The 26,524-nt window shown below is 57.0% G+C and carries 18 protein-coding genes; 9 read left to right on the plus strand and 9 right to left on the minus strand.

All coding sequences use genetic code 11. The features are described from left to right. Window positions 1-78: 78 nt before the first annotated feature. Entirely contained in the window at window positions 79-1,098 is a 1,020-nt protein-coding gene (locus PG062_RS03060) for an acyltransferase family protein (RefSeq protein WP_270751074.1), read from the minus strand. A gap of 161 nt (window positions 1,099-1,259) precedes the next feature. On the opposite strand from PG062_RS03060, the gene mfd reads away from it, so the two are divergent. Next, entirely contained in the window at window positions 1,260-4,703 is a 3,444-nt protein-coding gene (mfd, locus tag PG062_RS03065) for a transcription-repair coupling factor (RefSeq protein ID WP_270751076.1), read from the plus strand. A 434-nt stretch (window positions 4,704-5,137) separates the two neighbouring features. Here the strand turns inward: mfd and PG062_RS03070 are convergent, their stop codons facing one another. Together PG062_RS03070 and gltX are read right to left on the minus strand one after the other, a co-directional pair. Beyond that, on the minus strand, window positions 5,138-6,214 hold the full coding sequence (locus PG062_RS03070; protein ID WP_114000776.1) for a M24 family metallopeptidase: 1,077 nt from the start codon (window positions 6,212-6,214) through the stop codon (window positions 5,138-5,140). A gap of 323 nt (window positions 6,215-6,537) precedes the next feature. Then, on the minus strand, window positions 6,538-7,983 hold the full coding sequence (gltX, locus tag PG062_RS03075) for a glutamate--tRNA ligase (RefSeq protein ID WP_270751077.1): 1,446 nt from the start codon (window positions 7,981-7,983) through the stop codon (window positions 6,538-6,540). 483 nt (window positions 7,984-8,466) lie between these two features. Here gltX and trpS point away from each other — a divergent pair, with 483 nt between their 5' ends. Beyond that, entirely contained in the window at window positions 8,467-9,483 is a 1,017-nt protein-coding gene (trpS, locus tag PG062_RS03080; RefSeq protein WP_114000538.1) for a tryptophan--tRNA ligase, read from the plus strand. Between the two features lie 575 nt (window positions 9,484-10,058). Here trpS and PG062_RS03085 read toward each other — a convergent pair. The 3 genes from PG062_RS03085 to PG062_RS03095 all read right to left on the minus strand — a co-directional run bounded on the left by PG062_RS03085 (window position 10,059) and on the right by PG062_RS03095 (window position 16,037). After that, a complete protein-coding gene (locus PG062_RS03085; RefSeq protein ID WP_270751273.1) occupies window positions 10,059-11,279 on the minus strand; it encodes a MalY/PatB family protein in 1,221 nt (406 codons plus the stop codon). Window positions 11,280-11,608: 329 nt separating this feature from the next. After that, window positions 11,609-12,937, minus strand: coding sequence for a 2-hydroxyacyl-CoA dehydratase (locus PG062_RS03090; RefSeq protein ID WP_270751079.1), 1,329 nt, complete (start codon window positions 12,935-12,937; stop codon window positions 11,609-11,611). 178 nt (window positions 12,938-13,115) lie between these two features. Continuing rightward, on the minus strand, window positions 13,116-16,037 hold the full coding sequence (locus PG062_RS03095; protein ID WP_270751081.1) for an acyl-CoA dehydratase activase: 2,922 nt from the start codon (window positions 16,035-16,037) through the stop codon (window positions 13,116-13,118). A 492-nt stretch (window positions 16,038-16,529) separates the two neighbouring features. On the opposite strand from PG062_RS03095, the gene PG062_RS03100 reads away from it, so the two are divergent. Next, window positions 16,530-17,696, plus strand: coding sequence for an MFS transporter (locus PG062_RS03100; protein WP_270751082.1), 1,167 nt, complete (start codon window positions 16,530-16,532; stop codon window positions 17,694-17,696). A gap of 318 nt (window positions 17,697-18,014) precedes the next feature. Continuing rightward, entirely contained in the window at window positions 18,015-18,374 is a 360-nt protein-coding gene (locus PG062_RS03105; RefSeq protein WP_270751083.1) for a hypothetical protein, read from the plus strand. Window positions 18,375-18,674: 300 nt separating this feature from the next. On the opposite strand, the gene aroF is transcribed toward PG062_RS03105, so the two are convergent. Further along, a complete protein-coding gene (gene aroF, locus PG062_RS03110) occupies window positions 18,675-19,700 on the minus strand; it encodes a 3-deoxy-7-phosphoheptulonate synthase (protein ID WP_114000532.1) in 1,026 nt (341 codons plus the stop codon). A gap of 208 nt (window positions 19,701-19,908) precedes the next feature. On the opposite strand from aroF, the gene ybaK reads away from it, so the two are divergent. Together ybaK and PG062_RS03120 are read left to right on the plus strand one after the other, a co-directional pair. After that, complete coding sequence (ybaK, locus tag PG062_RS03115) at window positions 19,909-20,400, plus strand: Cys-tRNA(Pro) deacylase (protein ID WP_270751085.1); 492 nt, start codon at window positions 19,909-19,911, stop codon at window positions 20,398-20,400. A 2-nt stretch (window positions 20,401-20,402) separates the two neighbouring features. Then, window positions 20,403-21,131, plus strand: a complete 729-nt coding sequence (locus PG062_RS03120; RefSeq protein ID WP_270751275.1) for a pseudouridine synthase — start codon at window positions 20,403-20,405, stop codon at window positions 21,129-21,131. Between the two features lie 390 nt (window positions 21,132-21,521). Here PG062_RS03120 and PG062_RS03125 read toward each other — a convergent pair whose 3' ends face one another. Continuing rightward, window positions 21,522-21,869: a branched-chain amino acid transport AzlD family protein gene (locus tag PG062_RS03125; RefSeq protein WP_270751086.1), complete on the minus strand. Its 348-nt coding sequence runs from the start codon at window positions 21,867-21,869 to the stop codon at window positions 21,522-21,524. After that, window positions 21,856-22,575: an AzlC family ABC transporter permease gene (locus PG062_RS03130; RefSeq protein ID WP_114000529.1), complete on the minus strand. Its 720-nt coding sequence runs from the start codon at window positions 22,573-22,575 to the stop codon at window positions 21,856-21,858. The genes PG062_RS03125 and PG062_RS03130 overlap by 14 nt, the downstream gene beginning before the upstream one ends. A 209-nt stretch (window positions 22,576-22,784) precedes the next feature. Here PG062_RS03130 and PG062_RS03135 point away from each other — a divergent pair, with 209 nt between their 5' ends. From PG062_RS03135 to neuB, 3 genes are all read left to right on the plus strand, one after another. Beyond that, on the plus strand, window positions 22,785-23,954 hold the full coding sequence (locus PG062_RS03135) for a LegC family aminotransferase (RefSeq protein ID WP_270751088.1): 1,170 nt from the start codon (window positions 22,785-22,787) through the stop codon (window positions 23,952-23,954). Window positions 23,955-24,161: 207 nt separating this feature from the next. Beyond that, the gene (locus tag PG062_RS03140) at window positions 24,162-25,169 is read left to right on the plus strand and encodes a sugar phosphate nucleotidyltransferase (RefSeq protein WP_333559368.1); all 1,008 of its coding nucleotides are present in this window, start codon (window positions 24,162-24,164) and stop codon (window positions 25,167-25,169) included. 21 nt (window positions 25,170-25,190) lie between these two features. Further along, a complete protein-coding gene (gene neuB, locus PG062_RS03145; RefSeq protein WP_270751089.1) occupies window positions 25,191-26,186 on the plus strand; it encodes an N-acetylneuraminate synthase in 996 nt (331 codons plus the stop codon). The last annotated feature ends 338 nt before the right edge of the window (window positions 26,187-26,524 follow it).

Genomic DNA, 26,524 nt, shown 5'->3' on the forward strand with positions numbered 1-26,524 from the left:
CCGCCCGCCATTTGTCGTTCCATGCAACGCTTCTCTCAAAATTCACTTTGCCGTTTTGCTGCAAATATAGTACAATGGTTACGCAAAGCGCTGCTCATACCGGCGCACAAAAAGCGCATACAGCGCATAGCACACCATCAGGCAGACGGCATATACCCCGGCGAAGCACAGCCACGCGGCTGCGCCGCCCATCGCGGTGTTGGGCAGCAGCTCCAGCACCAGCGGGTGGGCCAGGTACAGCCAAAAGCTGCCCGCCCCCACAAATTCCACGGCCTGGGCGAACTTCTGATTTTCCGCCAGGCCAACGCCCTGCGGGTTCTGCACGGCCAATAGAACAAGCACCGTAAACACACACTCGAACCCCGCCCGCTGGAAGTTGGTGAGCACTGCCAGCAGAATGCAGAATGCCCCGTATAAAAACTGCTTGTTCTCCCGCACTGCCGCAAACGCCGCCATGCCAAAGATAAAGCAGTACAGCGTCATGACCGGCGTTTTTGCGCTGAACTCGCTGATGTTGGCTTCTGCCGGGAAAGCCGCCAGACTGCTTTCAATTAAGCCGCCGATCCTGCCCTTCACCGCAAGGCAGACCACCAGCAACGCCAGCGCACCCCAAAAGCGTTTGCACAGCCGGTACAGCCACGGGGCCAGCAGATAAAAGAACGCAAAGGCGCTCATCGTCCACAGCACGTTGCGGTTGTTCCACAGCATCCAGTTATCACTGGGCAGCCACATCTGCAAAAATACAAAGTACCGCAGGTAACCCGGCCCGCACGGCCCGCCGGGGCCAAACAGCTGGGCTGCACTGGCGCCCGCCGCCAGATAGCGTACCGCATCGAACAGCCAGCGCAGCACCAGCACCAGCCAGTACAGCGGCAGGATCCGCCGGATGCGGCGCTGGTAATACGGCAGCGGCTCCGGGTGGCGGCTCAGGCTGGCCGCGGCCAGGTACCCGCTGAGCACAAAAAACAGTTGCACCCCCTGCGCGCCAACCGCGGCGGCATCCCCCAGGCCAACTTTCTGCCCGGTATGCACGCCCAGCACCATCAGCGCCGCCAGAATACGCAGCTCATCCAGCGCTACATTTTTATGTTTTGTCATCTTTCTATATTCTGCTCCTTATTGCAGCATTATTTGATTTCTTTATTCTGCCGAACTTTTTCGATTCCTTCTTTTCAAAGAAGGGGCAAAAACTCTCGTATTACTCGTATCCTCAAAATTATACATCACCCGCCCTATCATGCGCAAGCGCAGGAGGCACCATGTTTGACGCATTGTTTACCACCACAACCGAATACAAAAAACTGAGCCACGCACTTTCCGGCAAAGGTGCATGCGCCCTGTTTGGGCTGCCCGCATCCGGCCGCGCACAGGTGTATGCCGCACTGTGCCGCCAGCTGGATAAGCCGCTATGCATCGTGACCCCCGGCGAGGCCGAAGCCACCCGCTTTGCTGCTGACCTGAACACGCTGGGCATTCCCGCCGCCGTGTTCCCGGCGCGGGACTATGTGTTGCGCCCCATTGAGGGCACCGCCCGCGAATACGAGTACCGCCGCCTGGCTGTGCTGGGCGAACTGGTAGGCGGGCGGCTGCGCGCCGTGGCTGTGCCCGCGGAAGCCCTGACCCAGTTCACCACCCCAAAAGAGGATTTCTGCGCCAACACCCGCACCCTCCATGCGGGGGATACTCTGCTGCGGGATGACCTGCTGGCCGCTTTGTTTGGTGCCGGCTACACCCGCCGGGCCCAGGTGGATGGCCCCGGCCAGTTCTCTGTGCGCGGCGATATTGTGGATATTTTTGCTCCCGACCAGAAAATGCCGGTTCGTATGGAATTTTGGGGTGATGAGATCGATACCCTGCACACCTTTGACCTGACCACCCAGCGCCGCGAGGATGCCATTGATAAGTTTTACCTGAGCCCCGCGCGGGAAGTTCTGTTCGGCAAGCCTGCCGATGCCGCCGAGCAGCTTCGGGCCTTTTTGGCCAAGCAGCGCGGCAAAAAGAAAACCGCCATGGCAGACTGTATGGCCGCCGATCTGGACCTGCTGGATGGCGGTGCCGTGCCGGTCAACATGGACAAATACCTGGCCGTGCGCTACCCCCATCCCGCCACCGTGCTGGATTATTTTGACGACCCAATCCTTGTGGCCGAAGAGCCTGCTTCCATCCGGGAAGCCGACCGCGCGACTGCCTACCGCCGGGGCGAGGAACTGAAATCCCTGATCCTGGACGGCGTCCTTTGCGCCGGGCTGGATAACCTGTACGCGGACCCAAGCTACCTGTGGTCCAAAACCGGACACTACCGCACCATCTGTGCCGAGAACTTTGCCCGCAGCATGCCGGATCAGCCGCTGAAAGATATCATCAACGCCCCGGCTCACACCCTGCCTGCCTGGAATGGCGAAGTCGCCGGGCTGCTGGAGGATTTGAAACCGCTGTGCGATGCCGGTTATACCGTTACCCTGCTGGCCGGCACCGACCGTGCCGCAGCCGGTCTGGCACGCGACCTGCGCGATAAAGGCATTCTGGTTACCACCGATGCTGCAGCAGCCCCCGCTGCCGGGCTGGTGCAGGTTCTGGCGGGGCACCTTTCCGCTGGGTGCGAATTTCCGTTTGCCAAGTATGCTTTGCTGACAGGCCGTGCCTTTGGCGAGACCAGCTCCCAGAAGAAAAAGCGCAAAAAAGCCAAAGATGCCCTGAACAGCCTGACCGAGATCACGCCGGGCGATCTGGTGGTGCACCAGAACCACGGCATTGGCCGGTATGCGGGCATCCAGCGCATGGCGGTTCAGGGCGTTACCAAAGACTACCTGCGCATTGAGTACGATAAAAAAGATGTGCTGTATGTTCCCGTCACCCAGCTGGACCTGCTTTCCCGCTACACCGCGCCGGGGGATTCGGAGAATGTCAAGCTCAGCCGCCTGGGCGGGGCCGAGTGGACCAAGACCCGCAAGAAGGTGCGCGCCGCTACCGAGCAGATGGCCAAGGAGCTGATTGAGCTGTATGCCCGCCGCAAAAGGGCGCACGGTCATGCCTTCCCTCCAGATGATACCTGGCAGGGAGATTTTGAGCAGCGCTTTGCCTATGATGAAACGCCGGACCAGCTTTCCAGCGCGGCGGAGATCAAACATGATATGGAGCAGCCCTGGCCGATGGACCGCCTGCTGTGCGGCGATGTCGGCGTGGGCAAGACTGAGGTTGCCCTGCGCGCCGCGTTCAAATGCGTGATGGGCGGCAAGCAGTGCGCCATCCTGGCCCCCACCACCATTCTGGCGTGGCAGCATTTCAACACGGCCATCGCCCGCATGGAGGCCTTTCCCATCCGCATCGGACTGCTCAGCCGTTACCGCAGCGCCAAAGAGCAGAAAGAGACCATCCGCGGCCTGAAAGACGGCACAGTGGACATTGTGGTGGGCACCCACCGCCTGCTTTCGGACGATGTAAAGTTCAAAGACCTGGGCCTTGTCATCATTGACGAGGAGCAGCGCTTTGGCGTAAAACACAAGGAAAAGCTGAAAGAAAACTTTATCGGGGTGGACATGCTGACCCTTTCGGCCACGCCGATCCCCCGCACGCTGAACATGGCACTGTCCGGCATCCGGGACATGAGCACCATTGAACAGCCGCCCTTTGAGCGCCAGCCCATTGAGACCTATGTGCTGGAATATGACGATGCCATTATTGCCGAAGCCATCCGGCGTGAGCTGGCCCGCGGCGGGCAGGTGTATTACCTGTACAATCGAGTCGAAACCATTGAGCAGTGCGCCGCCAAGGTGCAAAAGCTGGTGCCGGGTGCGCGGGTCGGCATCGCCCACGGCAAAATGACGGAGGAGCAGATTTCCTCGGTTTGGCAGCAGCTGTTGGACAACGAGATCGACGTGCTGGTCTGCACCACCCTGATTGAAACCGGCGTGGATGTGCGCAACTGCAACACCCTGATTATTGAGAATGCGGACCGCATGGGGCTTTCACAGCTGTACCAGATTCGCGGCCGTGTGGGGCGCTCCAACCGCAAGGCGTATGCCTATTTCACCTTCCAGCGCGACAAAGTGTTGACGGAAATTGCCTCCAAACGGCTTTCAGCCATCCGGGAGTTTACCTCTTTTGGTTCCGGGTTCCGCATTGCGATGCGCGATTTACAAATCCGCGGTGCGGGCAACCTGCTTGGACACAGCCAGCACGGCCACATGGAAGCGGTTGGTTACGAGCTATATGTAAAAATGCTGAACCAGGCCATTGCAGCCGCCCGCGGCGAGCCTGCTGCGCCGGACAAGAGTGATTGCCTTGTTGACATTACGGTGGATGCCTATCTGCCGGAAAGCTACATTCCCGATGCCGCCGGGCGGATCGAAGCCTACAAGAAGATTGCGGCCATCACCACCCGTGACGATGCCACGGATGTACTGGATGAGTTGATTGACCGTTACGGCGACCCGCCGCGCAGTGTGCAGGGGTTGGTGGACATCAGCCTGGTGCGCGTGACAGCCGCCCGCGCAGGCATTGTGGAGATCGTGCAGCGCAACGACAATCTGATTTTGTACACCGATGTTGTGACCCCGGCGCAGATGGGGGCCATGATGGATGCCATGCCGCACCGCGTGATCTACAACGCCGTAGGCCGCCCCTACATCAGCCTGCATGTCCTGCGCGGCGAGGACCCTCTCACCATCCTGCGCGATGCCGTTGCCCTGCTGCCGGGTGCGTGAGTGTTTTACGGGAGTTTTTGTTCCTTCTTTGAAAAGAAAGAACCGAAGAAACTTTATAATATATAATTATAATATAAAAAATAAAAACAACAGGCAGCGGCCCTATTTTGTGGGCTGCTGCCTGTTGTCATGTGTTGCTTTCTATGTATTTTTGCTCTGTAGGGAACGGTCTTGACCGTTCCGAAACCCATGGTCAATATTCCAACAAAAGGGAAATAAGGAAAACACCCGGAACGGTCAAGACCGTTCCCTACAAATCGTTTTAAATCGCGTTACAAACCTGTAAACTCTCGGTAGGGCGGGGTCCCCGACGCCCCGGACGGGCATAAATCTTATTGTACGGATCGTGCGGCAAGGAAGCGAACAACAGATCTCTTCAAGCACTTCCGCCCCTTTTCAAATTTCTAATTTTATCATTTCCGGTCTGGGGCCAATCACACCCCCACCACGCTCCAATGCTTATCCACATGGTTCAGCACTTCGCAGCCGGTTTCGGTCACGATGACAAGGTCCTCCACGCGCACTCCAAACTTGCCCGGCAGGTATACGCCCGGCTCAATGGAGAAGATCATGCCCGGCTTTACGGTATCGGTGTTGGCGGCGCTCACATCGCCCTTTTCGTGATCGGTCTGACCGATAAAGTGGCCCAGGCGGTGGTTGAAGTACTCGCCATAGCCCGCTTTGGTGATCAGGTCACGGGCGGCGGCATCAATATCGCACAGGCGCACGCCGGGGTGGATCATCGCCTCGGCGGCTTCGTTGGCCTGGCGCACCAGGTCATGGATGGCGGCATACTCCGGCTTCGGCTCCCCGCAGAAGAATGTGCGGGTCATATCGGAGCAGTAACGGTTCTTGCAGCAGCCCATATCGATCAGCACACACTCGCCTTTTTCCAGCACAGTATCGTCCGGCTCGTGGTGGGGGTCAGCGGCGTTTGCACCAAAGGATACGATGGTGGTAAATGCCACACTCTCGCAGCCGGCTTTCTTGTACTCGTTGTCAATGTACTCGGCAACCTGCTTTTCGGTCATGCCGGGCTTGACGTAGTCGCGCGCTTTCAGGATGGTTTCATCGTTGATGCGGGATGCTTCCTTCATCAGCATCTGTTCTTCGGCATCCTTCACGGCGCGGCAGGCATCCACGCAGTCGGAAGCCAGCACTACCGGCATACCGGGGCACAGCTCCATCAAAGGGATCAGGAACTTGGCAGGCCATTCCTTGTCGATGCCCAGAGTCTTGGTCTTGTCCACCACTTCGGCGATCTGCTCCACCGGCTTGTCCGAGTCCGTGTGCCACACTTCGCGGCAGGGGGCCTGCGGCACAAAGAACAGCTTGTTCAAAAAGATGACCGGCTCGCCCTGCACCGGCAGGTACAGCGCCATCAGGCGCTCATACGGCTCCACACTGGCACCAGTCAGGTACCAGATGCTTTTGGAGTCGCTGATGATCATTTGGGTCAGGCCGTGCGCCTGCATTTCGGCGCGCACGCGCGCTACACGTTGTTCGTTCATATTATAATCCTCACCTTTCAGGTAAATTTAAGGCAACACCGCACAATTCCCGCCTGACGGCTTAAGCACCGCTCCGGCGGCTGCGGCACGGCATCTGCGTTGCCAAAATGCTCGATAATACATCCAGTATTATCTGCGCTTTTGGCTTAGCAGCTGCCGCACCTCGCTCGCCGTATCGGCACTTAGAATTATGCGGTATTGCCTTAACTAACTGCCCCAATCATAGCACGCTGCACCAAAATGTGCAAGTGTATTTGTGCAGTTCCACCGTACCAAAAAGCGCCGCTTTCCGGGCGGGAAAACGGCGCTGGTATCTGGGCTTGTTACAGGGCTTCGATCGCTGCGTTCAGGCGGCGCAGGGTCTCCTCCTTGCCCATCATGGCGGCCAGGTCGGTGCCGCCGCCGGGGGTGCGGGCCTTGCCGGACAGGGCAATGCCCAGCGGGAACAGCAGCCAGCCGTTCTTCTTTTCCATTGCCTCGGCTTTCTGCTTGCAGGCTTCAAAAATGGCGTCGCGGCTCCAGTCGGTCTGGGCTTCCAGCACGGGCAGCAGGGCGCTGAGCGCTTCCTTGGCGGATTCCGGCGTGGTTTTCTGCTTTTTGTTGCGGTACATTTCAGCATCAATGGGCAGAACTGCATCAAAGAAGTCCAGCTGCGGCGGGATATCCTCCAGCACCTCGCAGCGGGGCTGCAGGTTCGCGCACAGCAGGTCGCGGTCGATCTGCACATGCACCGCCTGGTCAATGAATGGGTCCGCCAGCTTGCGGAACTCTTCTGCCGGCAGGGCACGGATGTAAGCGGCGTTGATGGCACGCAGCTTGAGCGGGTCAAAGATAGCAGGAGACTTGGAGATGCGGGCAGGGTCCCAGATCTTGATCATCTCGTCAAGGCTGAAGATTTCCTGTTCGCCTTCCGGTGCCCAGCCCAGCAGCAGCAGATAGTTCAGCACAGCGGCGGGCAGATACCCCTTTGCCACCAGGTCCTGATAGCTGGCATCGCCGTTGCGCTTGGAAAGCTTGTGCTGTGCGTCTTTCATGACCGGCGGGCAGTGGATGTAGGTGGGGACCTCCCAGCCGAACGCCTGGTACAGCAAGTTGTACTTCGGCGTGCTGGAAAGATACTCGCTGCCGCGGATGACATGGGTAATGCCCATCAGGTGGTCATCTACCACGTTGGCAAAGTTATAGGTCGGCATGCCATCAGTCTTGATCAGAATCTGGTCATCCAGTTCGGAATTATTGACCTCAATGTGACCGTACACCACATCGTCAAAGCCGGTCACACCCTCGGCAGGGATCTTCTGGCGGATGACATAGGGCACACCGGCAGCCAGCTTGGCGCTGATCTCCTCCTGCGGCAGGTCACGGCAGTGGCCGTCGTAATGGCTCATTTCGCCATTGGCTTTTTGCTGCTCATGCAGGTCGTTCAGGCGTTCCTCGGTGCAGAAGCAGTAGTAGGCTTTGCCCGCTTTGACCAGCTGCTCGGCATACTGTTTGAACATGCCCATGCGCTGGCTCTGGACATAAGGGCCGACGGGGCCGCCGATATCCGGGCCTTCGTCCCAAGTCAAGCCGGTGGCGCGCAGCGTGTTGTAAATAATATCGGTTGCGCCCTCCACCAGGCGGCCCTGATCGGTATCCTCAATGCGCAGGATAAAGGTGCCGCCGTTGTGGCGGGCCTGAAGATAAGTATACAGTGCGGTGCGCAGGTTGCCCACATGCATATAGCCCGTGGGGGACGGTGCAAACCGGGTGCGTACAGGATTAGCCATGGTAAAATTACCCCTACTTTCGTGATGATGTAACAGCATATGCAAACATATATAAGATAAGTTTACCCATGTTGCTCTTTCTTGTCAACGCCGTTTTTGCAAATTCATTGGTCAGCTTCTTTTGCACAGTTCCATCTTGCAAATTGTTTGCCCGCGTGATACAATACATGCTGTAAACCAGTGATGCGAAAGTAAGACCGCCGGCGCACGCACAGAGAGCCTGGACAGCTGAGAACAGGCCGGAACGCGGGGCGGCACAATGGTTCGCAGAGGGCACGGGGAACGGCGCGAACGCCCAGTATCCGTTGACGGCAGCCACCGTTATCCGGCGGGGATGTTATTTGCATCCCGGTAAGCGGCCGCAGTTTGCGGCAAGCAAGGTGGCACCACAGGAAAAACTTTCCTGCCCTTGCACAGAGGCGCACCCGCTTCTCTGTGCGGGGGCAGTTTTCTTTATTGAAAGATGGAAAGGAAGTATTCACCATGGCAGAACAAATTGAAAAGCGCAAGCGCATTCTTTCGGGCATCCAGCCCACCGGCACCCCCACGTTGGGCAATTATATCGGTGCGGTGCGCAACTGGGCCCTGCTGCAGTCGGATTATGACTGCCTGTATATGGTTGCTGACCTGCACGCTTTGACCGTGCGCCAGACCCCCGCCAACCTGCGCCGTCAAACCCGCGAGATGGCCGCCCTGTTGCTGGCTGTGGGCATTGACCCGGAACAGCATGTGCTGTTTGTGCAGAGCCATGTTCCCGCCCACTGCGAGCTTTCCTGGGTTTTGGCCTGCAACACCCAGTTTGGCGAACTTTCCCGCATGACCCAGTTCAAGGATAAAAGCGCCAAGCACCCGGATAACGTCAACGGCGGTCTGTTCACCTACCCTGTTCTGATGGCGGCCGACATCCTAGTTTATAACGCGGATCTGGTGCCCGTTGGCCAGGACCAGACCCAGCACCTGGAAATTGCCCGCACGATTGCCAACCGTTTCAACGGCATTTACGGTGATACCTTTACCCTGCCCGCCGGTTACGTTCCCAAGGCAGGCGCCAAGATCATGAGCCTGGCCGAACCCACCAAAAAGATGAGCAAGTCTGACACCAACGCAAACGCCTTTGTGCTGATGACCGACGATAAGGACACCATTGTGCGCAAATTCAAGCGCGCCGTAACCGATTCTGACGGCGTTGTGCGGTTTGACGCCGAGAACAAGCCCGGTGTTTCCAATCTGATGACCATTTATTCCACCTTTACCGGCAAAGACCTGGCCGCTATTGAGGCTGAGTTTGCCGGCAAGGGTTACGGTGATTTCAAGCTGGCCGTTGCCGAAGTGACCGCCGACGCCCTGGCCCCCGTGCAGGCCGAGTATGGCCGCATTCTGGCTGACAAAGCCTATGTGGACAGCGTGCTGAAATCCGGTGCCGAGCGTGCCGCCCGCCTTGCCAACCGTACCGTCAGCAAGGTATACCGCAAGGTCGGTTTGATGCAGTTGGACAAATAATTTTTGGGCAATACCGCATAATTCTAAGTGCCGATACGGCGAGCGAGGTGCGGCAGATGCCAAGCCAAAAGCGCAGATAATACTGGATGTCTTATCGAGCATTTTGGCAACGCAGATGCCGTGCCGCAGCTGCCGGAGCGGTGCTTAAGCCGCAAGGCGGGAATTGTGCGGTGTTGCCTTTGCTTTGTCATAAAAAACACAGCGGATGTTCCCGATGACGTGGGAGCATCCGCTGTTTTGGTTTTTGCGGTAAAACAAAAAGTAATGCGTGTTATGCGGGACGATGTAATCATCGTCCCCTACAAATCAGGTTTCGTTTGCTGCGGATTTGTGATGCGCAGTGCGGCAAAGTTTCTCTGCGGCGGGGTGAGGGCCCCCCGCCCTACAGGTTGTTTTTTATGTCCGTAACACATCACAAATACTCTGTAGGGAACGGTCTTGACCGTTCCGGAGCCTCCCATAATCGAATTTACCACAGGGCCCGTCCGGGGCGCCGGGGGACGCTGCCCCCTACAAATAAAATATTACGCCATCACATTTTTGGGAACACTCGTGTTATTTTTTATCTACGCCTATCACACCCATTCCCCATTGAACACGTATTTGTCCAGCCGTTCAAAGGCTTCCTGCACGCGGGTCAGGGGCAGTGCAAGGTTCATGCGGATGGCGCAGGGGCCGTGGAACATACGGCCATCCTGCCAGGCAACGCCCACATTCCAGCCGGCTTTTTCCACCTCGGCAATGGTTTTCCCGTGGGCTTTGCACCAATCCGTGCAATCCAGGAAGAGCATGTAGGTGCCCTCCGGCTTGCTGACCGAAACGCCTTCAAAATGCTGGGTGATATAATCACAGGCAAAGTTGACATTGCCGCTGATGGTCTCCCGCAGTTCCTCCACCCATTCGTACCCTTCCGGCTTATAAGCGCCGATTAGGGCGTGCATGGAAAGCACATTCATATCATTATAGTGCGGCTTGCTGCTTTTGGCACGCACGCGGTCCCGCAGGTAGGGGTTATAAATAATATGGTAACTACCCACCAGGCCCGCCAGGTTAAAGGTTTTGCTGGGGGCATACAGGGCAACGGTGCGGCTGCGGGCATCCTCGCTGACGGACTGGGTGGGGATGTGCTTGTGGCCGTTCAGAATGATATCCGACCAGATTTCGTCCGAAATGACAAGACAGTCATTGGCGCGGTAGACCTCCATTGCCTTTTCCAACTCCCAGCGCTCCCACACGCGGCCGCAGGGGTTGTGCGGGCTGCAGAAGATCGCCACATGGATGTGGTTCGCCTTGATCTTGGCATCCATATCCTCAAAGTCCATCCGCCACACACCGTTTTCATCCTTGACCAGTGGGCTGTGCACAATTTTATAGCCGTTGTTTTCCACACTGGCGGTAAAGCCGATGTAGGTGGGGCTGTGCAGCAGCACGGCATCGCCGGGGGCAGCAAAGCTGGTCAAAGCAGAGATCACGCCGCCCAGCACACCGTTTTCGTACCCGATGCACTCTTTGGTCAGGCCGGTTACACCGTTGCGGGTCTGGTGCCAGCGGATGATGGAATCATAATATTCATCGGTCGCACTAAAATAGCCAAAGGCCGGGTGCTGGGCGCGCTCGATAATGGCCTGCTGGATGGTGGGTACCGTGGGAAAATTCATATCCGCCACCCACATGGGGATCACATCAAAGCCAGGTTTGGGCGCTTCGGGCGCAAAGCCGTTCATCTGGCCGACGGAATCTACCGCAATGGCGTCCTTGCCATGGCGGTTCATGATGGAAGTAAAATCATATTTCATTGCAAAATGCTCCTTTGCTGTTTTCATCTCTTTCTCTGCTACCAGCATACCCCAAAATGCCGCCCCGCACAAGGTATGATTTTACGCTTTTATCTGAGGCAAAACCGCCCCGCCGGGTGCAGCGCTGTACCTCGGCAGGGCGGTTCACTATCTTTATGGCAATACCGCATAATTCTAAGTGCCGATACGGCGAGCGAGGTGCGGCAGATGCTAAGCCAAAAGCGCAGATAATACTGGATGTCTTATCGAGCATTTTGGCAACGCAGATGCCGTGCCGCAGCCGCCGGAGCGGTGCTTAGAATTGTGCGGTGTTGCCTTATAATTTTGCCTTACAGCATGGCGGGAACCTGGGTTTCCACCTGCGGGGCGCCGCCCGCCAGTTCTTCTGCCGTAACGGGGGCAGGGTCAGCCTTGGTGGTCAGGCGCTCCTTGGCCACGGCCAGCATCAGCTTGATGCGGTTTTCCTGGTTGACGCGGGTGGCGCTGGGGTCATAGTCCACGGGGGTGATGTTGGCCTGCGGGTAGCGGGCGCGGATCTGGTTGATCATGCCCTTGCCTACAATGTGGTTCGGCAGGCAGCCAAAGGGCTGAGCACAAACGATGTTTTCGTATCCGCCCTCCACCAGCTCGATCATTTCGGCGGTCAGCAGCCAGCCTTCGCCCATCTTGGCCCCCAGGGAGATAATGCCCTTGGGTTTTTCCATCAGTTCACGGAAAGAGCCGGGCGCATAGAAGCCGTTTTTGCGCATGGCATCGTTCATAGCGCAGCCGATGGAATCCATCCAGTCCAGCAGCTTATCCGTCGCCATTGCCTTGACCTTGCTGCCGCCGTACAGCTCCACATCCAGCGTCATGTTGGCAACACAGTATTCCACAAAGCCCATCAGGCCGGGCAGGTTCACTTCGCAGTCCTGGCTTTCCAGGAATTTTTCCAGATCGTTGTTGCCCAGGGGCGAATACTTGACGTAAATTTCGCCCACAACGCCAACCTTGACTTTCGGCACGCGGGTAACAGGTACCGAAGCGTAAGAAGCGCAGATGACGGCGAACTGGCGTTTCATATCATGCACATTGTAGTTGATGCTCTTGTGCATCCAGCTCTGGATAGTGGCGATCCACTTTTCGGTCAGGGCATCAGCGGAGCCGGGCTTGTTCTCATAGGGCTTGGTCTGGCTGCGCAGGGCCACCAACAGGTCACCGTAATAGATGCAGGCAATGACCTTGCGGATCAGCGGCAGGGTCAGCGGCAGGCCGCTGCCTTTTTCCAGGCCGGAAAAGTTCAGCGATGCCACCGGGATATTACCGTACCCGGCCTTGACCAGCGCTTTGCGCAGCAGCTTGATGTAGTTGGATGCACGGCAGCCGCCGCCCGTCTGGGTAATGAGCAGCGCGGTATGGTCCAGATCATACTTGCCGGAGTTCAGCGCGTCAATAAACTGACCGATGACCAGCAGCGCCGGGTAGCAGGTATCGTTGTGAACATATTTCAGGCCAAGCTGGGCGACCTCGCTGCCGCAGTTGCCCAGAACTTCCACATTATAGCCCTCACACTCCAGCGCAGCCTGCAGCAGCCGGAACTGGGTAACGGCCATATTGGGGATCAAAATCTTGTGGGTCTTGACCATATCCTTGGTAAAATTGGGGGTCATGTATTCCATAAAGTGCCTCGCTTGTTTAGGTAGGGGTTAGGATGTAGGAGTTAGGAGTTGACGGTATGGGAAGTGCTTTTGGCAGCCGCTCTTTTCAAGCGCTTTTCCCTGCTTACTCTATCAAATTTTGCCGCAGGCTTTGCGGCGTGCTTTAACTCCTAACTCCTCACTCCTACCTCCTAACTCATCATTGGTCTTCTTTCCGTTCTTCCAGTGCGGCAAACAAGCTGCGCAGGCGGATGTTGACGGCGCCAAGGTTGGTGATCTCGTCAATTTTCAGCTGGGTGTACAGCTTGCCACCTTCCTGCAAAATTTCGCGGGTCTCGTCGGTGGTAATGGCATCCAGGCCGCAGCCGAAGGATACCAGCTGCACCAGGTCCATATCCGGCTGGGTGGTGCAGTACTTGGCGGCCGCATACAGGCGGCTGTGGTAGGTCCACTGGTTTAGCACGGCGGTATTAAACTTTTCTTCATAGCAGCTGACGGAATCTTCCGTTACCACGGCAGCGCCCTGGCGGATGATCAGCTTATCAATGCCATGGTTGACCTCCGGATCCACATGGTAGGGGCGGCCGGCCAGCACAATAATGTGGCGGTGCTCCGCGCGGGCGCGGGCAATGATCTCGGCTCCCTTGGCGCGCACCTGGGTCATGTGGTGCTCGTACTCATCATACGCGGCATCAATGGCGGCATGTACTTCCTTAGCAGGGATGCCGGGGAAATACTGGTCCAGAATGGCCGGGAAGCGCTTGGTAAAGTCCTTGCGGCGGGCCAGGTTGATGTAATCATAAATGAACTTGGTATTTTCCAGTTCCGGGCAGTTGCCGACCAGAACTTCGGGATAATAAGCAACCACGGGGCAGTTATAATGGTTATCGCCCAGGTGTTCGTCCACATTGTAGCTCATGCAGGGGTAGAACACAGCGTCCACGCCCATCTTGCACAGTTCGGCAATATGGCCGTGGCTGAGCTTTGCAGGGAAACAGGCGGTATCGCTGGGGATGGTGGCCTGGCCTTCCTGGTACAGCTTGCGGCTGGAAACCGGGCTGACCTTGACGGTAAAGCCCAGCTTGGTAAAGAAGGTATGCCAGAACGGCAGCAGCTCATACATGTTCAGGCAGAGCGGAATGCCGATGACCCCGCGGGAATTGCCCTCGTTTTCCGGCTTATAATCCAGCAGCAGCTTGAGCTTGTAGGCGTACAGGTCCAGATCATCGCTGGTTGCCTTGCCGGTCACCGGCTTATCGCAGCGGTTGCCGGAAATATAGCGCTTGCCATCGGCAAACACATTGATGGTCAGCTGGCAGTGGTTGCCGCAGCCGCCGCACTGGACGGTGCTGACCTTCTGTTCAAAGTGTTCCAGCTCGTCCTGGGTCAACACGGTGCTCATCTGGCCCGCTGCGGCGCGGGCTTTGCCGTACAGCGCAGCGCCGTAAGCGCCCATCAGGCCCGCAATGTCCGGGCGGATAACATTGACGCCCATCTCTTTTTCAAAGGCGCGCAGAACCGCTTCATTATAGAATGTACCGCCCTGCACCACAATGTTGCGGCCCAGTTCTTCCGGGCTGGAAGCACGGATCACCTTATACAGTGCGTTCTTGACCACCGAGATGGACAGGCCAGCGCTGATGTTTTCAATGGAAGCGCCGTCCTTCTGGGCCTGCTTGACACTGGAGTTCATGAACACCGTGCAGCGGCTGCCAAGGTCAACGGGCTTATCGGCAAACAGGCCAAGGGCGGCAAACTCCTTGACATCATAGCCCAGTGCCTGGGCAAAGGTCTGCAAAAAGCTGCCGCAGCCAGAGGAACAGGCTTCGTTCAGGAAGATATTGCTGATGGCCCCGTCCTCGATCTTAAAGCACTTCATATCCTGGCCACCGATATCAATGATGAAATCAACGTTGGGCATAAAGTGCTTGGCGGCAGTAAAGTGAGCCACAGTTTCTACCAGGCCGCGGTCACAATGGAACGCATTCTTGACCAGCTCTTCGCCGTAACCGGTGGTGGTCACGCTGGCGATCTGCAAACCGGGGTGCCGCTGGTACAGTTTCAGCAACGTTTCCCGCACCAGGGGCAGCGGGTTGCCCAGGTTGGGCTGGTAGCTGGTGAACAGAATATTATCATTCTGGTCGATCACCACCAGCTTGATGGTGGTGGAACCGGAGTCAATACCGATATGCACCGGGCCGCAGTCCGCGCCAAAAGGCACGCAAGGCACCGAGGCTTTCAGGTGGCGGGCATGGAAGTCCTCATATTCCTGCTTATCCTTGAACAGGGGCGGCAGGCTGATGTAAGTTGCGGTGGCGCTGTATTCATCCAGGCGGTTGGCAACCTCATTCAGATCAAACTCCTGGTCTGCATAGAACGCAGCTCCCAGCGCCACGTACAACAGGCTGTTTTCCGGGCAGGTACCGGTCACATGCAGGGTTTCGTCAAAACTTTTGCGCAGCACGGTGGAGAAAGTCAGCGGCCCGCCCAGGTACAAAATATTGCCCTTGATGGGGCGGCCCTGTGCCAGGCCGGCAATGGTCTGGTTGACCACAGCCTGATAAATGGAAGCCGCAATATCCCCCGCCTGTGCGCCCTGGTTGATCAGGGGCTGGATGTCGCTTTTGGCAAACACACCACAGCGGGATGCAATGGTGTAAGTACGGGTGGATTTCTGCGCCGCCTTATCCATCTCATCTGCGCTCATCTTCAGCAGGGTGGCCATCTGGTCAATAAATGCGCCGGTGCCGCCTGCGCAGCTGCCGTTCATGCGCACTTCGGTACCGTTGGTCAGGAACAAGATCTTGGCATCCTCGCCGCCCAGCTCAATGATGCAGTCGGTACCCGGCGCCAGCTTGTTGGCGGCCACGCGGGTGGCAAACACTTCCTGCACAAAGGGCACCTTGCAGCTGTCGGCAAGGCCCATACCGGCGGAACCGGAGATTGCCAGCTTTGCTCTGCCATCCGGCAGATAGTTCTGCGCGGCGCGGTGCAGCAGCTCCTTGCCTTTTTCCAGAATATGGCTGTAGTGGCGCTCATAGGTGGAATATACGATCTGCTCTGCATCGTTCAGCACGACGCATTTAATGGTAGTTGAACCGATGTCCAAACCAACTCTCATGGGGTTGACCTCCTAGGGGTATGAAAACGTTCTCCGTTTTTGAACTCTGAAAGCGGCATTCTGCACGCGGGGCTGCGCCTTTTTGGAACAAGGCGAAATTCATATTATTGTACCGCTTTTCGGCAAATGATGCAAGATGAAATGCTCCCTTTGCCCTGTATTCTGGATGCAAGAATGCAGTGTATAAAATAAAGATATCATAAAGTTTTGAACGTTTTTTGAACAAATTCTTTTTGTAAACGGCATTTCTTGACTTTTTTCATGGTATAATGCTGTCAAAACCATCTCTGGGCAATACCGCATAATTCTAAGTGCCGATACGGCGAGCGAGGTGCGGCAGATGCCAAGCCAAAAGCGCAGATAATACTTTGTGTATTATCGAGCATTTTGGCAACGCAGATGCCGTGCCGCAGCTGTCGGAGCGGTGCTTAAGCCGCAAGGCGGGAATTGTGCGGTGTTGCCTATGATTATTTTCAAAAGGAGTATCAATCCATGGCATCTTTGCTTTTGCCAATCATTTATCTGGCGTTTATCAGCCTTGGTCTGCCGGACGCCCTGCTGGGCGCGGCATGGCCCACCATGTACCCGCAGCTGGGGGCGCAGGTTTCCTGGGCGGGCGGCGTTTCGATGATCATTTCCGCCTGCACCATCCTTTCCGCCCTGGCGAGCGACCACCTGAACGAGCGCCTTGGCACCGGGCGGGTCACCGCCATCAGCGTTGCCACCACGGCAGCGGCGCTGTTCGGGTTTTCCTTCTGCCATGCGTTCTGGCAGCTCTGCCTGTGGGCTATCCCCTATGGGCTGGGCGCGGGCAGCGTGGATGCAGCCTTAAACAACTATGTTGCCCTGCACTACAAAAGCCGCCATATGAGCTGGCTGCACTGCATGTGGGGTGTGGGTGCCAGCCTTGGCCCCGTTATTATGGGGCAGGCACTGGCCGGTTCCGGCTGGCAGGGCGGCTACCGCATCATTGGCATTTTGCAGGTGGTGCTGACAGTGGTGCTGCTGTTCAGCCTGCCGCTGTGGAAGCTGCCGCAGGACGCTATGGGTGGCGAGCCGTTCACCCCGCAGCACCGCAGCTTTCCGGAGCTGCTGAAAATCACCGGTGTGCCGGAAGTTCTGGTCTGCTTTTTGTGTTACTGCGCACTGGAATCCACCGCCGGGATGTGGGCCTCCAGCTACTGCACCCTGGTGCGTGGTTTGGATGCCCAGACCGCTGCCAGCTGGGCCAGCCTGTTCTATTTGGGCATTACCGCCGGGCGGTTTGTTTCCGGCTTTTTGACGATGAAGATGAGCGACCGCAACATGATCCGGCTGGGGCAGGTGTTAATTGCCCTGGGCATTCTGCTGGTTCTGCTGCCTGCCGGGAACAACGTGCTGTTTGTGGGCCTGATTTTGATCGGCTTGGGCTGCGCCCCTGTTTACCCCTGCATCATCCACGAAACGCCGGTCAATTTTGGCCGGGAGCTGAGCATGTCGATGACGGGGTTACAGATGGCCTTTGCCTATGTGGGCTCCTGCCTGGCCCCGCCGCTGTTCGGCCTGCTGGCACAGAACGTTACCCCCAGGCTGTACCCCTGGTACCTAGCCGTTGGGCTGGTGGTCATGGTCATCATGTCTGAAAGTCTGCACGCCAAAAAGGCCGCCGAGCACCGTTAAGCATGCTTAGCGCAGCAAAACCGCATAAACTGTCGCAAAACGCTGCGCAGACCCTTGCCTTTTGCTTTGCCGGGATTGTATAATAAAAACAAAGGCAATACCGCACAATTCCCGCCTAGCGGCTTAAGCACCGCTTCGGCGGCTGCGGCACGGCATCTGCGTTGCCAAAATGCTCGATAAGACATCCAGTATTATCTGCGCTTTTGGCTTAGCAGCTGCCACACCTCGCTCGCCGTATCGGCACTTAGAATTATGCGGTATTGCCCAAAGCTATTGTCGTTTTTGTGTAATACCAGAACTGAACAGGAGGGCTGTTTTATGCGTTGCTCCATCTGCGGCGGCCATCTGACCAACCAGCGCTGTGATGACTGCGGAATGATTTTTCCCCCTGAGGACCGCTATACTCTGCACCATACCGAGGATCCCAACTGCCCCTCCCACGTTGAGCCGGGGCAGAAAGCCCGTCCGGTCTCGCTGGCGGCGGATTACGCCCGCCACCGGGCCGAAAGCGCACCGCGCCCCCAGCCGTCCCAGCGGCCTACCAAGCCAACTTACCAGAACAGCAATTCCGGCAGGCGCAAGGGCTCCCAGATTCCCGGCCTGATTATTGCGCTGGTCTGGGTCGTGATCTGTTTGATGATCAGCTTCGCCAATATCAGCTTCGCCAATATGAGATAAACTGGTTTCATTGTCTCCTATCTCTGCTTTTTTATTTTCTGCCAACGAAACCAAAAGCCCGCCGAGCACCATAAAAAATGCTCTGCGGGCTTTCGCTATATCTTTAGGCAATACCGCATAATTCTAAGTGCCGATACGGCGAGCGAGGTGCGGCAGCTGCTAAGCCAAAAGCACAGATAATACTGGATGTCTTATCGAGCATTTTGGCAACGCAGATGCCGTGTCGCAGCCGCCGGAGCGGTGCTTGAGCCGTTAGGCGGGAATTGTGCGGTATTGCCTTTATATACCGGATTTCTTTTCTCAATTCAACGTCTTCCCAAAGAACTCCAGCTCCGGGCGGATGGTGGCCATCAGGTCATCGAACTGGTCCGGGGTCAGGCTCTGGGCTCCATCGCTCTTGGCTCGGGCGGGATCGTTGTGCACCTCGATCATCAAGCCGTCTGCACCGACTGCCACCGCAGCTTTGGCCAGGCTGGGCACCATAAAGGCGATGCCCGCGGCGTGGCTGGGGTCAATCACAACCGGCAGATGGGTCATCTTTTTCAGCATGGGCACGGCGGAAATATCCAGCGTGTTGCGCATGCTGGTTTCAAAGGTGCGGATGCCGCGCTCGCACAGCACAACATTGGGGTTGCCCTCTGCCATAATATACTCGGCGCTCATCACCAGCTCTTCCAGCGTGGCGGAAAGGCCGCGCTTGAGTAGAACGGGGATGTTGGTGCGGCCAACAGCCTTGAGCAGTTCAAAGTTCTGCATGTTGCGCGCGCCGATCTGGATCATATCCACGCCGGTTTCCTCAAACAGGGGGATATGCTCGCTGTTCATCAGTTCGGTCACAATGGGCTGGCCGGTCTGGCTGCGGGCATGGGCCAGCAGTTCCAGGCCCTCGGCACGCAGCCCCTGGAAGCTGTAGGGGCTGGTGCGCGGCTTGAATGCGCCGCCGCGCAGGATGCTGGCCCCCGCGGCCTGCACACGCTGCGCCACAAAGGTGATCTGCTCCTTGCTTTCCACGCTGCAGGGACCCGCCATCACGGCAAAATGGCCGCCGCCAACCTTGATTTTCTTATCACCCACTTCCACCACGGTATCGTCCGGGTGGAACTTGCGGTTTGCCTTTTTGTAAGGCTCCGAAACACGGCGGCAGGTTTCCACCACCGGGTTTGCCAGCACCCAGCTTTCGCTCAGCGCCTTGGTATCACCAATCAGGCCCAGAATGTGGGTATCGCTGCCCATAGAATCGTTGATCTGGTACCCCATCGTCTGCAGTTCGTTGCAGAAAGCTTTGACCTTTTCATCCGGGGCATGCTGTTTTAATACGATGATCATGACATATTCTCCTCTATTTCTTATCCGCTTTACGGTATTCTTTTATCCTTAACGCTGTACAGTTTAGCACGTTAAAGTGTTAAAGTCAACCCCTGTTTTGACATTATTTTGCCCGCGGCGTATAATAAGGCTGTATTTGCAACGTGTTCCGTAAAATAATCGGAGCACCGTATTTTCCGGCACATACAGAGAAAGAGGTATTTTTACCATGGGTAAAGAAGTAAAAACCAACGCCATGCGCATGCTGGAGCGTGCCAAGGTGAATTATACATCGCACGAATATCCCCACGAGGAAGGCCAGGCTGTGGACGGTGCCCATGTGGCGCAGCTTACCGGCCAGGACCCTGCCAAGGTGTTTAAGACCCTTGTCACCCAAGGGGCAGACCGCAACTATTATGTGTTTGTTGTGCCTGTTCTGGCGGAACTGGATCTGAAGAAAGCCGCCAAGAGCGTGGGCGTGAAAAGCGTTGCCATGATTCATGTGGCAGACATCAACAAGGTAACCGGCTACATCCGCGGCGGGTGCAGTCCCGTTGGCATGAAAAAGCAGTTTGCCACCGTGTTTGACGAAAGCTGCCTGGCCCAGCCCACCATCCTGGTTTCCGGCGGGCGGATCGGCACCCAGATCGAATGCGCCCCGGCAGACCTTGTTAAAGTAACCCGCGGCAAAACCGCCGCCATCACCGCGGAGAACGCCTGATGATGCGGCTGGATAAATACCTGTCCGAGCGGCTGGGTATCCCCCGCGGGGAAAGCCGTAAGCTGGCCGCCAAGGGCCGCGTGACGGTGAACGGCGTGCTGACCAAAAAGGCTGATACTCAGATCGAGGAAGCCACTGCCGAGGTTGCCGTGGACGGCAGACTGTTGGCCGGGGCTTACCAGAAATACGTTTACCTGATGCTGAACAAACCGGAGGGCGTTGTGAGCGCCGCGCAGGACAAACGTGATACCACCGTGGTGGATCTGGTAAAAGATGCATTCCCCCGCCGACAGCTATTCCCCGCCGGGCGGCTGGACAAAACCAGCACTGGCTTTGTGCTGCTGACGGATGACGGCACGCTGGCGCATGACATCCTTGCGCCGGGCCGCCATGTGCCCAAGCAGTATCTTGTTACGCTGGATACCCCGCTGACCAACGCGATGCGGGTCGGCTTTGCCGCCGGGGTCACATTGGCAGACGGCCAGACGCTGGCCCCTGCCGAGGTGAAGCCCGCCGGAGCTGACCCCTGTGTGGTGCGGGTCACGCTGCACCAGGGGGTCTACCACCAGATCAAGCGGATGTTCGGCGTGTTTGACGCCGGGGTGAACGCCCTGCACCGGGAAGTCATCGGCCCCGTTGCGCTGGATGCTGCCCTTGTTCCCGGCCAGTGGCGGGAGCTGACCGCAGAAGAAGTAAACGCCCTGCGCGCCGCCGCCAAACCGAAAAATTGAATTTCATTTTATTATCAGCTCACAAACACAACCCGGCCCCGTGCGCATCTTGCACCGGGCCGGGTTTATTTTTAATTAAAAAAGAATAGAGAATAATGAATAATGTTTGTATATTCCAAGGCTTTTTAACGCAAAATCCCGCTGCGTTTGTAGAAATAGACGATATTTTCGACGTTTCAGATACACCCCAGGCCAGCTGCTCCGGCAAAAAGCATTCCGGCCAGAGCAACGGACCTGTTTTATTTGCGCCGCCGCGGGCGGCGCACCGACATTATTCTTTATTCTTTATTATTTATTATTTATCTTTATTCTTTATTATTTATTACTTGGGAGAAATTGTGTGCAATAACTGGTTGCCCTGCACCGGGCCGATTGCCTTATTTTTTCCCCTCATCCCGCGACCACAACCACACTCCAAAGCATCCCGCTGCCCTGCACCAGCAGCATCACGGCTTCCACCGCAACGGCGGCCAGCACACACACAATGATGGGACACTTTTTCCATGCCAGACCACCTGCCACGGCAGCCCCCACAACCCCCAGCACCGGGTTGGCATCCACAGTAAACACACCGGGAAACACCAGCGCCGTCATGGCGGTATAGGGGATCAGCTGCAAAAAGTGTTCGACCCGCGCGCTCAGCCTGATGCGGCCCATCAAAAAGGCGGGCAGCACACGGGGCAGGTAGGTCACCAGAGTCATACCCAAAATCATCAGGTAGATATCACGGTTCTGCATGGCTGTTCTCCTCCCCTGCCGCATTGGGCGTTACAAAAAATGACCCCAGCGCCGCGCATCCCAGCGTGGAAAGGATCATCGACCAGCCGGAATCCAGCTGCACCACGTTGCACAGCACAGTGTTGCAGAGCGCCGTCAGCACAACCAGCGCGGCCAGGCGGCCGTTGCCGTGCAGGCCGGGCATCAGCAGGCCAATGAACATAGCATACAGCGAAATGCCCAGTGCCGCGGTGATCAGCGGCGGCAGCAGCCCGGTTGCAATGGCCCCCAGCCAGCTGCCCAGCGCCCAGGAAAGATAGGAGCAGAGCGCCATGGAGAAAAAGTACCGCGGCGTGCGCGGGGCGTTGGCCGTGGTGGTGTACACGGCAAAGGTTTCGTCCGTAACGCCAAAAGCGGCCAGCATACGCACCGGCAACCTGCCGCCCTGCATCTGGTTGAACACGCAGGTGCTCATGATAATATGCCGCAGGTTCAGGATAAATGTTGTCAGCACAATGGTCAGCACAGCAGCGCCCTGCGCTACCATACCAGCAGCCATCATCTCGCTGGCACCGCCGTATACGGTCAAGGACATCAGCACCGTCTGCCAGGTGTTCAGGCCCGCCTGGCGCGCCATTACGCCATAGGCAATGCCCACCGGCACATACCCCAGCATAATGGGCACCGCGCTGCGGGTCCCGGCCAGCCACTCCTCTTTTTTGGTCATATTCCTTCCCCTTTTCCTACTGATCTGGTTGATTGCGCGAAATATGGTTTATTATAGCACCGCCCCCTGGCCGCAGCAAGTTTTTCTTGCCGTAAGAGATAGAATAGCGTATAATGTAAAAGAATATATTTTGTTTTTACCTCGTGTGCCCTTTGGCCATTCTTCTGCCGGGCACACCCATCTATAAATTTGATTGGGGGATCTTGCAAATGTCTGGTTTTATCCCGCTTTCCGTGCCGAACTTCGGCGAAAAAGAAGCAGCTTACGCTGCCGAGGCTATTACTTCCGGCTGGGTTTCCACCAGCGGTGCCAAAGTTAGCGAATTTGAGGAAGCACTGGCTGCTTATGTAGGCATGCCGCGCGCTGTTGCCGCCAACAGCGGCACCTCCTCGCTGCACCTGGCCGCAATGGCGGCGGGCATCCGCCGCGGGGATGAGGTGATTGTGCCCACCCTGACCTTTATTGCCGCTGTCAACCCGCTGACCCGCTATGTGGGCGCGGAACCGATCTTCATCGGCTGCAACGATACCCTTTGCATTGACCCGGACGCCGTGGAGGATTTTTGTGCCAACCACTGCACCCTGAAAGAGGACGGGCTGTACAATAACAAAACCGGTGCCCGCGTGCGCGCGCTGGGCGTGGTGCATGTGTTTGGCAATATGGCCGATATGCCCCGCCTGCTGGACATTGCCCGCCGCTACAAGCTGATTTTGATTGAGGACGCCACCGAAGCGCTTGGCACCCGCTACACCGCAGGCCCGCTGGCTGGCAAGGCCGCCGGCACCATGGGAGATATCGGCTGCTACAGCTTTAACGGCAACAAGATCATGACCACCGGCGCAGGCGGTTTTGTGGTTTCCAACCACGCCGATTGGGCCGAGCACGCCAAGCACCTTTCCACCCAGGCCAAGGCCGATATGCTGCAATTTCTGCATGATGAAGTCGGCTACAACTACCGCATGACCAACGTGCAGGCCTGCCTGGGCCTTGCCCAGCTGGAAAGGCTGGAGGGCTTTGTGGAGACCAAGAAAGCCCGCTACGACCAGTACAAAGCTGCTCTGGACGGCGTACACGGCCTTCGGATTCTGCCGTTCAAAGAGGAATCTGACGGCGTGCGCTCCAACCACTGGTTCTACAGCCTGTACCTGAAAGATTCCGGCCTTGACCGCGATACCGTGATTGCCAAACTGCAGGAGCAGGGCATCCAGACCCGCCCGGTATGGGCCCTGATCAACGAGCAGGCCGACTACCCCAAAAACGAAGCGTACGCCCTGGAAAAAGCCCAGGACTACCGCAAGTACATCGTCAACCTGCCCTGCTCCACCAACCTGACCGAACAAGACTGCGAACGCGTGATCGCGGCAGTTAAGAACCTGTAATTTGAGTTAGGAGGGAGGAGCTAGAAGTTAGGAGTTATTGGTGTGCGCTGCCGCGCGCAATTTTGGATATTAAGTCTTTCACCTTTTTCAAAATTTGCGGCGTAAGCCGCACTTTCAACTCCTAACTCCTACTTCCTAACTCCTACCTTTCCCAAGGGGGTATTTCACCTGAAAGTCGAAGAACTTTTTATTTCGGAGTCCTGCACGGTGCTGGATACGATGAAAAAGCTGGATGAAACGGGCCAGCGCATCCTGTTTATTGCGCCGGAGGGCAAGCTGAAGGCCGTTGTGACAGATGGGGATATCCGCAAGTGTATCCTGCGTGGCGGCGCGCTCAGCGCCCCGCTGACCCAGGCTGCCAATTATCACCCCCACAGCCTGCCAGTGGCCGAGCGCGGCCGCGCCCGCGCCGAGCTGCAGCGCCTTGGCATTGATGCTCTGCCCATTCTGGACAAGCACGGCGTCATCACCGATATTGTGTTTGCGGGCGGCGTGGATGTGGACAACCGCAAAAAGGTGGATATCCCCGTTGTGATGATGGCGGGCGGCCTTGGCACGCGGCTGTACCCCTACACCAAAATTCTGCCCAAGCCGCTGATTCCGGTGGGGGAACAGCCCATTGCCGAGCTGATTTTTTCCCGCTTCCGGGATTTTGGCTGCCGCCATATGACGATGATTGTCAACTACAAGCGCGGCATGATCAAGAGCTACTTTGCCGACCTGGAAAAAGACTATACCGTTGACTTTATTGACGAAGATGTGTTCATGGGCACCGGCGGCGGGCTCTGCCTGCTGAAAGGGCGGATGGATTCCCCGTTTTTCTTTACCAACTGTGATACCCTACTGGACCTGGATTACGGCGACCTGTACCAGTACCACAAAGCCCACGGCAACCTGGTTACCATGGTATGCGCGTTCAAGCACTATGTAGTGCCTTACGGTGTTGTTGAACTGGGCGAAGACGGCGGCATTGCCGCCATGCGGGAAAAGCCGGAGCTGAACTTTTTGACCAACACCGGCGTTTACGTTGTGGAGCCGCGCGTGGTGGAAGAGATGAAGATGGGCGAAGTGATCGGCTTCCCTGATGTGATTGACCGCTACCGCGCCGCCGGTGAAAAAGTAGGCATCTACCCCATCAACGAAAGCTCCTGGATGGACATGGGCCAGATGGAAGAGCTGGAAAAGATGAGAAGAAAGCTGGAACAACAGAGCTGAGTTAGGAGTTAGGAGTAATTTATGCCTGTAACGATCATTGCTGAAGCCGGGGTAAACCACAACGGCGATTTGGAAACCGCCAAGCGGATGGCTTATGTGGCTAAGGAATGCGGTGCAGATATTGTAAAATACCAGACCGCTGTGCCGGAGCTTGTGGTGAGCAGGTTCGCCGAAAAAGCCGAATACCAGAAACAGACCACCGATGCCGCCGAAAGCCAGCTGGAGATGATTCGCAAGCTGCATTTTTCGTTTGAGGGCCACCGGGAACTGAAAGAATACTGCGATTCCATTGGTATCCAGTATCTTTCCGCGCCGTTTGATATCCCCAGTGTGCGGTTTTTGGGCACACTGGGCATGCCGCTCATTAAAATTCCGTCCGGCGAGATCACCAACCTGCCCTATCTGGAAGAGATCGGCAAGCTGCACACCCCGGCGCTGCTTTCCACCGGCATGTGCAACTTAAGCGAGATCACCGACGCCCTTGGCATCCTGGACGACAACGGCTGCCCGGAAGTGACCATTCTGCACTGCAACACCCAGTACCCGACTCCCTATGAGGATGCCAACCTTACCGCCATGCTGGAGCTTTTTGACCAGTTCGGCCTGCCGGTCGGGCTTTCGGACCACACGCCGGGCTGGGAATGCGATGTTGCTGCCACGGTACTTGGTGCGCAGGTGATTGAAAAGCACTTTACGCTGGATAAATCCTGGCCCGGACCGGACCAAAAAGCCAGCCTGGACCCGACCGAGTTCAAGGCCATGGTACAGGCCGTGCGCCATGTGGAAGCCGCCCTTGGCGACGGCCACAAGCACCTGACCGCCAGCGAAGCCCCCAACAAGGCCATTGCCCGCAAGAGCATTGTGGCCGCGCGGCCCATCAAGGCAGGCGAAGTGTTCACCGCCGAAAACCTGCTGACCAAGCGCCCCGGCGATGGTATTTCCCCCATGCTGTGGTACACCGTCCTTGGCCAGACCGCCAAGCGCGACTTTGCCGAAGACGAAAAGATCGAGCTGTGATTTTTACGGGGGGTTCTCCGGCCTTTTTGCAAAAAGGCCTCGGCGAAAAACTCTGAATGGAAATAATAGAATTGGGACTTCATCGTAATATCCGTGGGACGGCTCCCTCTTAGCCGCTTTGATGCATTTTAAGCGGCAATATTGGGCATGGTTTATTCCGTGATTTTTTATGCACGCAATAAGGAACCACCCCTCAGGCCGCATCACGTCCAGCTCCCCTCCAGGGGAACCAATATAAAGTTAAGGCAACACCGCACAATTCCCGCCTGACGGCTTAAGCACCGCTCCGACGGCTGCGGCACCTAGAATTATGCGGTATTGCCTTAACTCCTCCCTCC

This window comes from Gemmiger qucibialis (assembly GCF_027689445.1).
GTDB classification, from domain to species: domain Bacteria; phylum Bacillota; class Clostridia; order Oscillospirales; family Ruminococcaceae; genus Gemmiger; species Gemmiger qucibialis.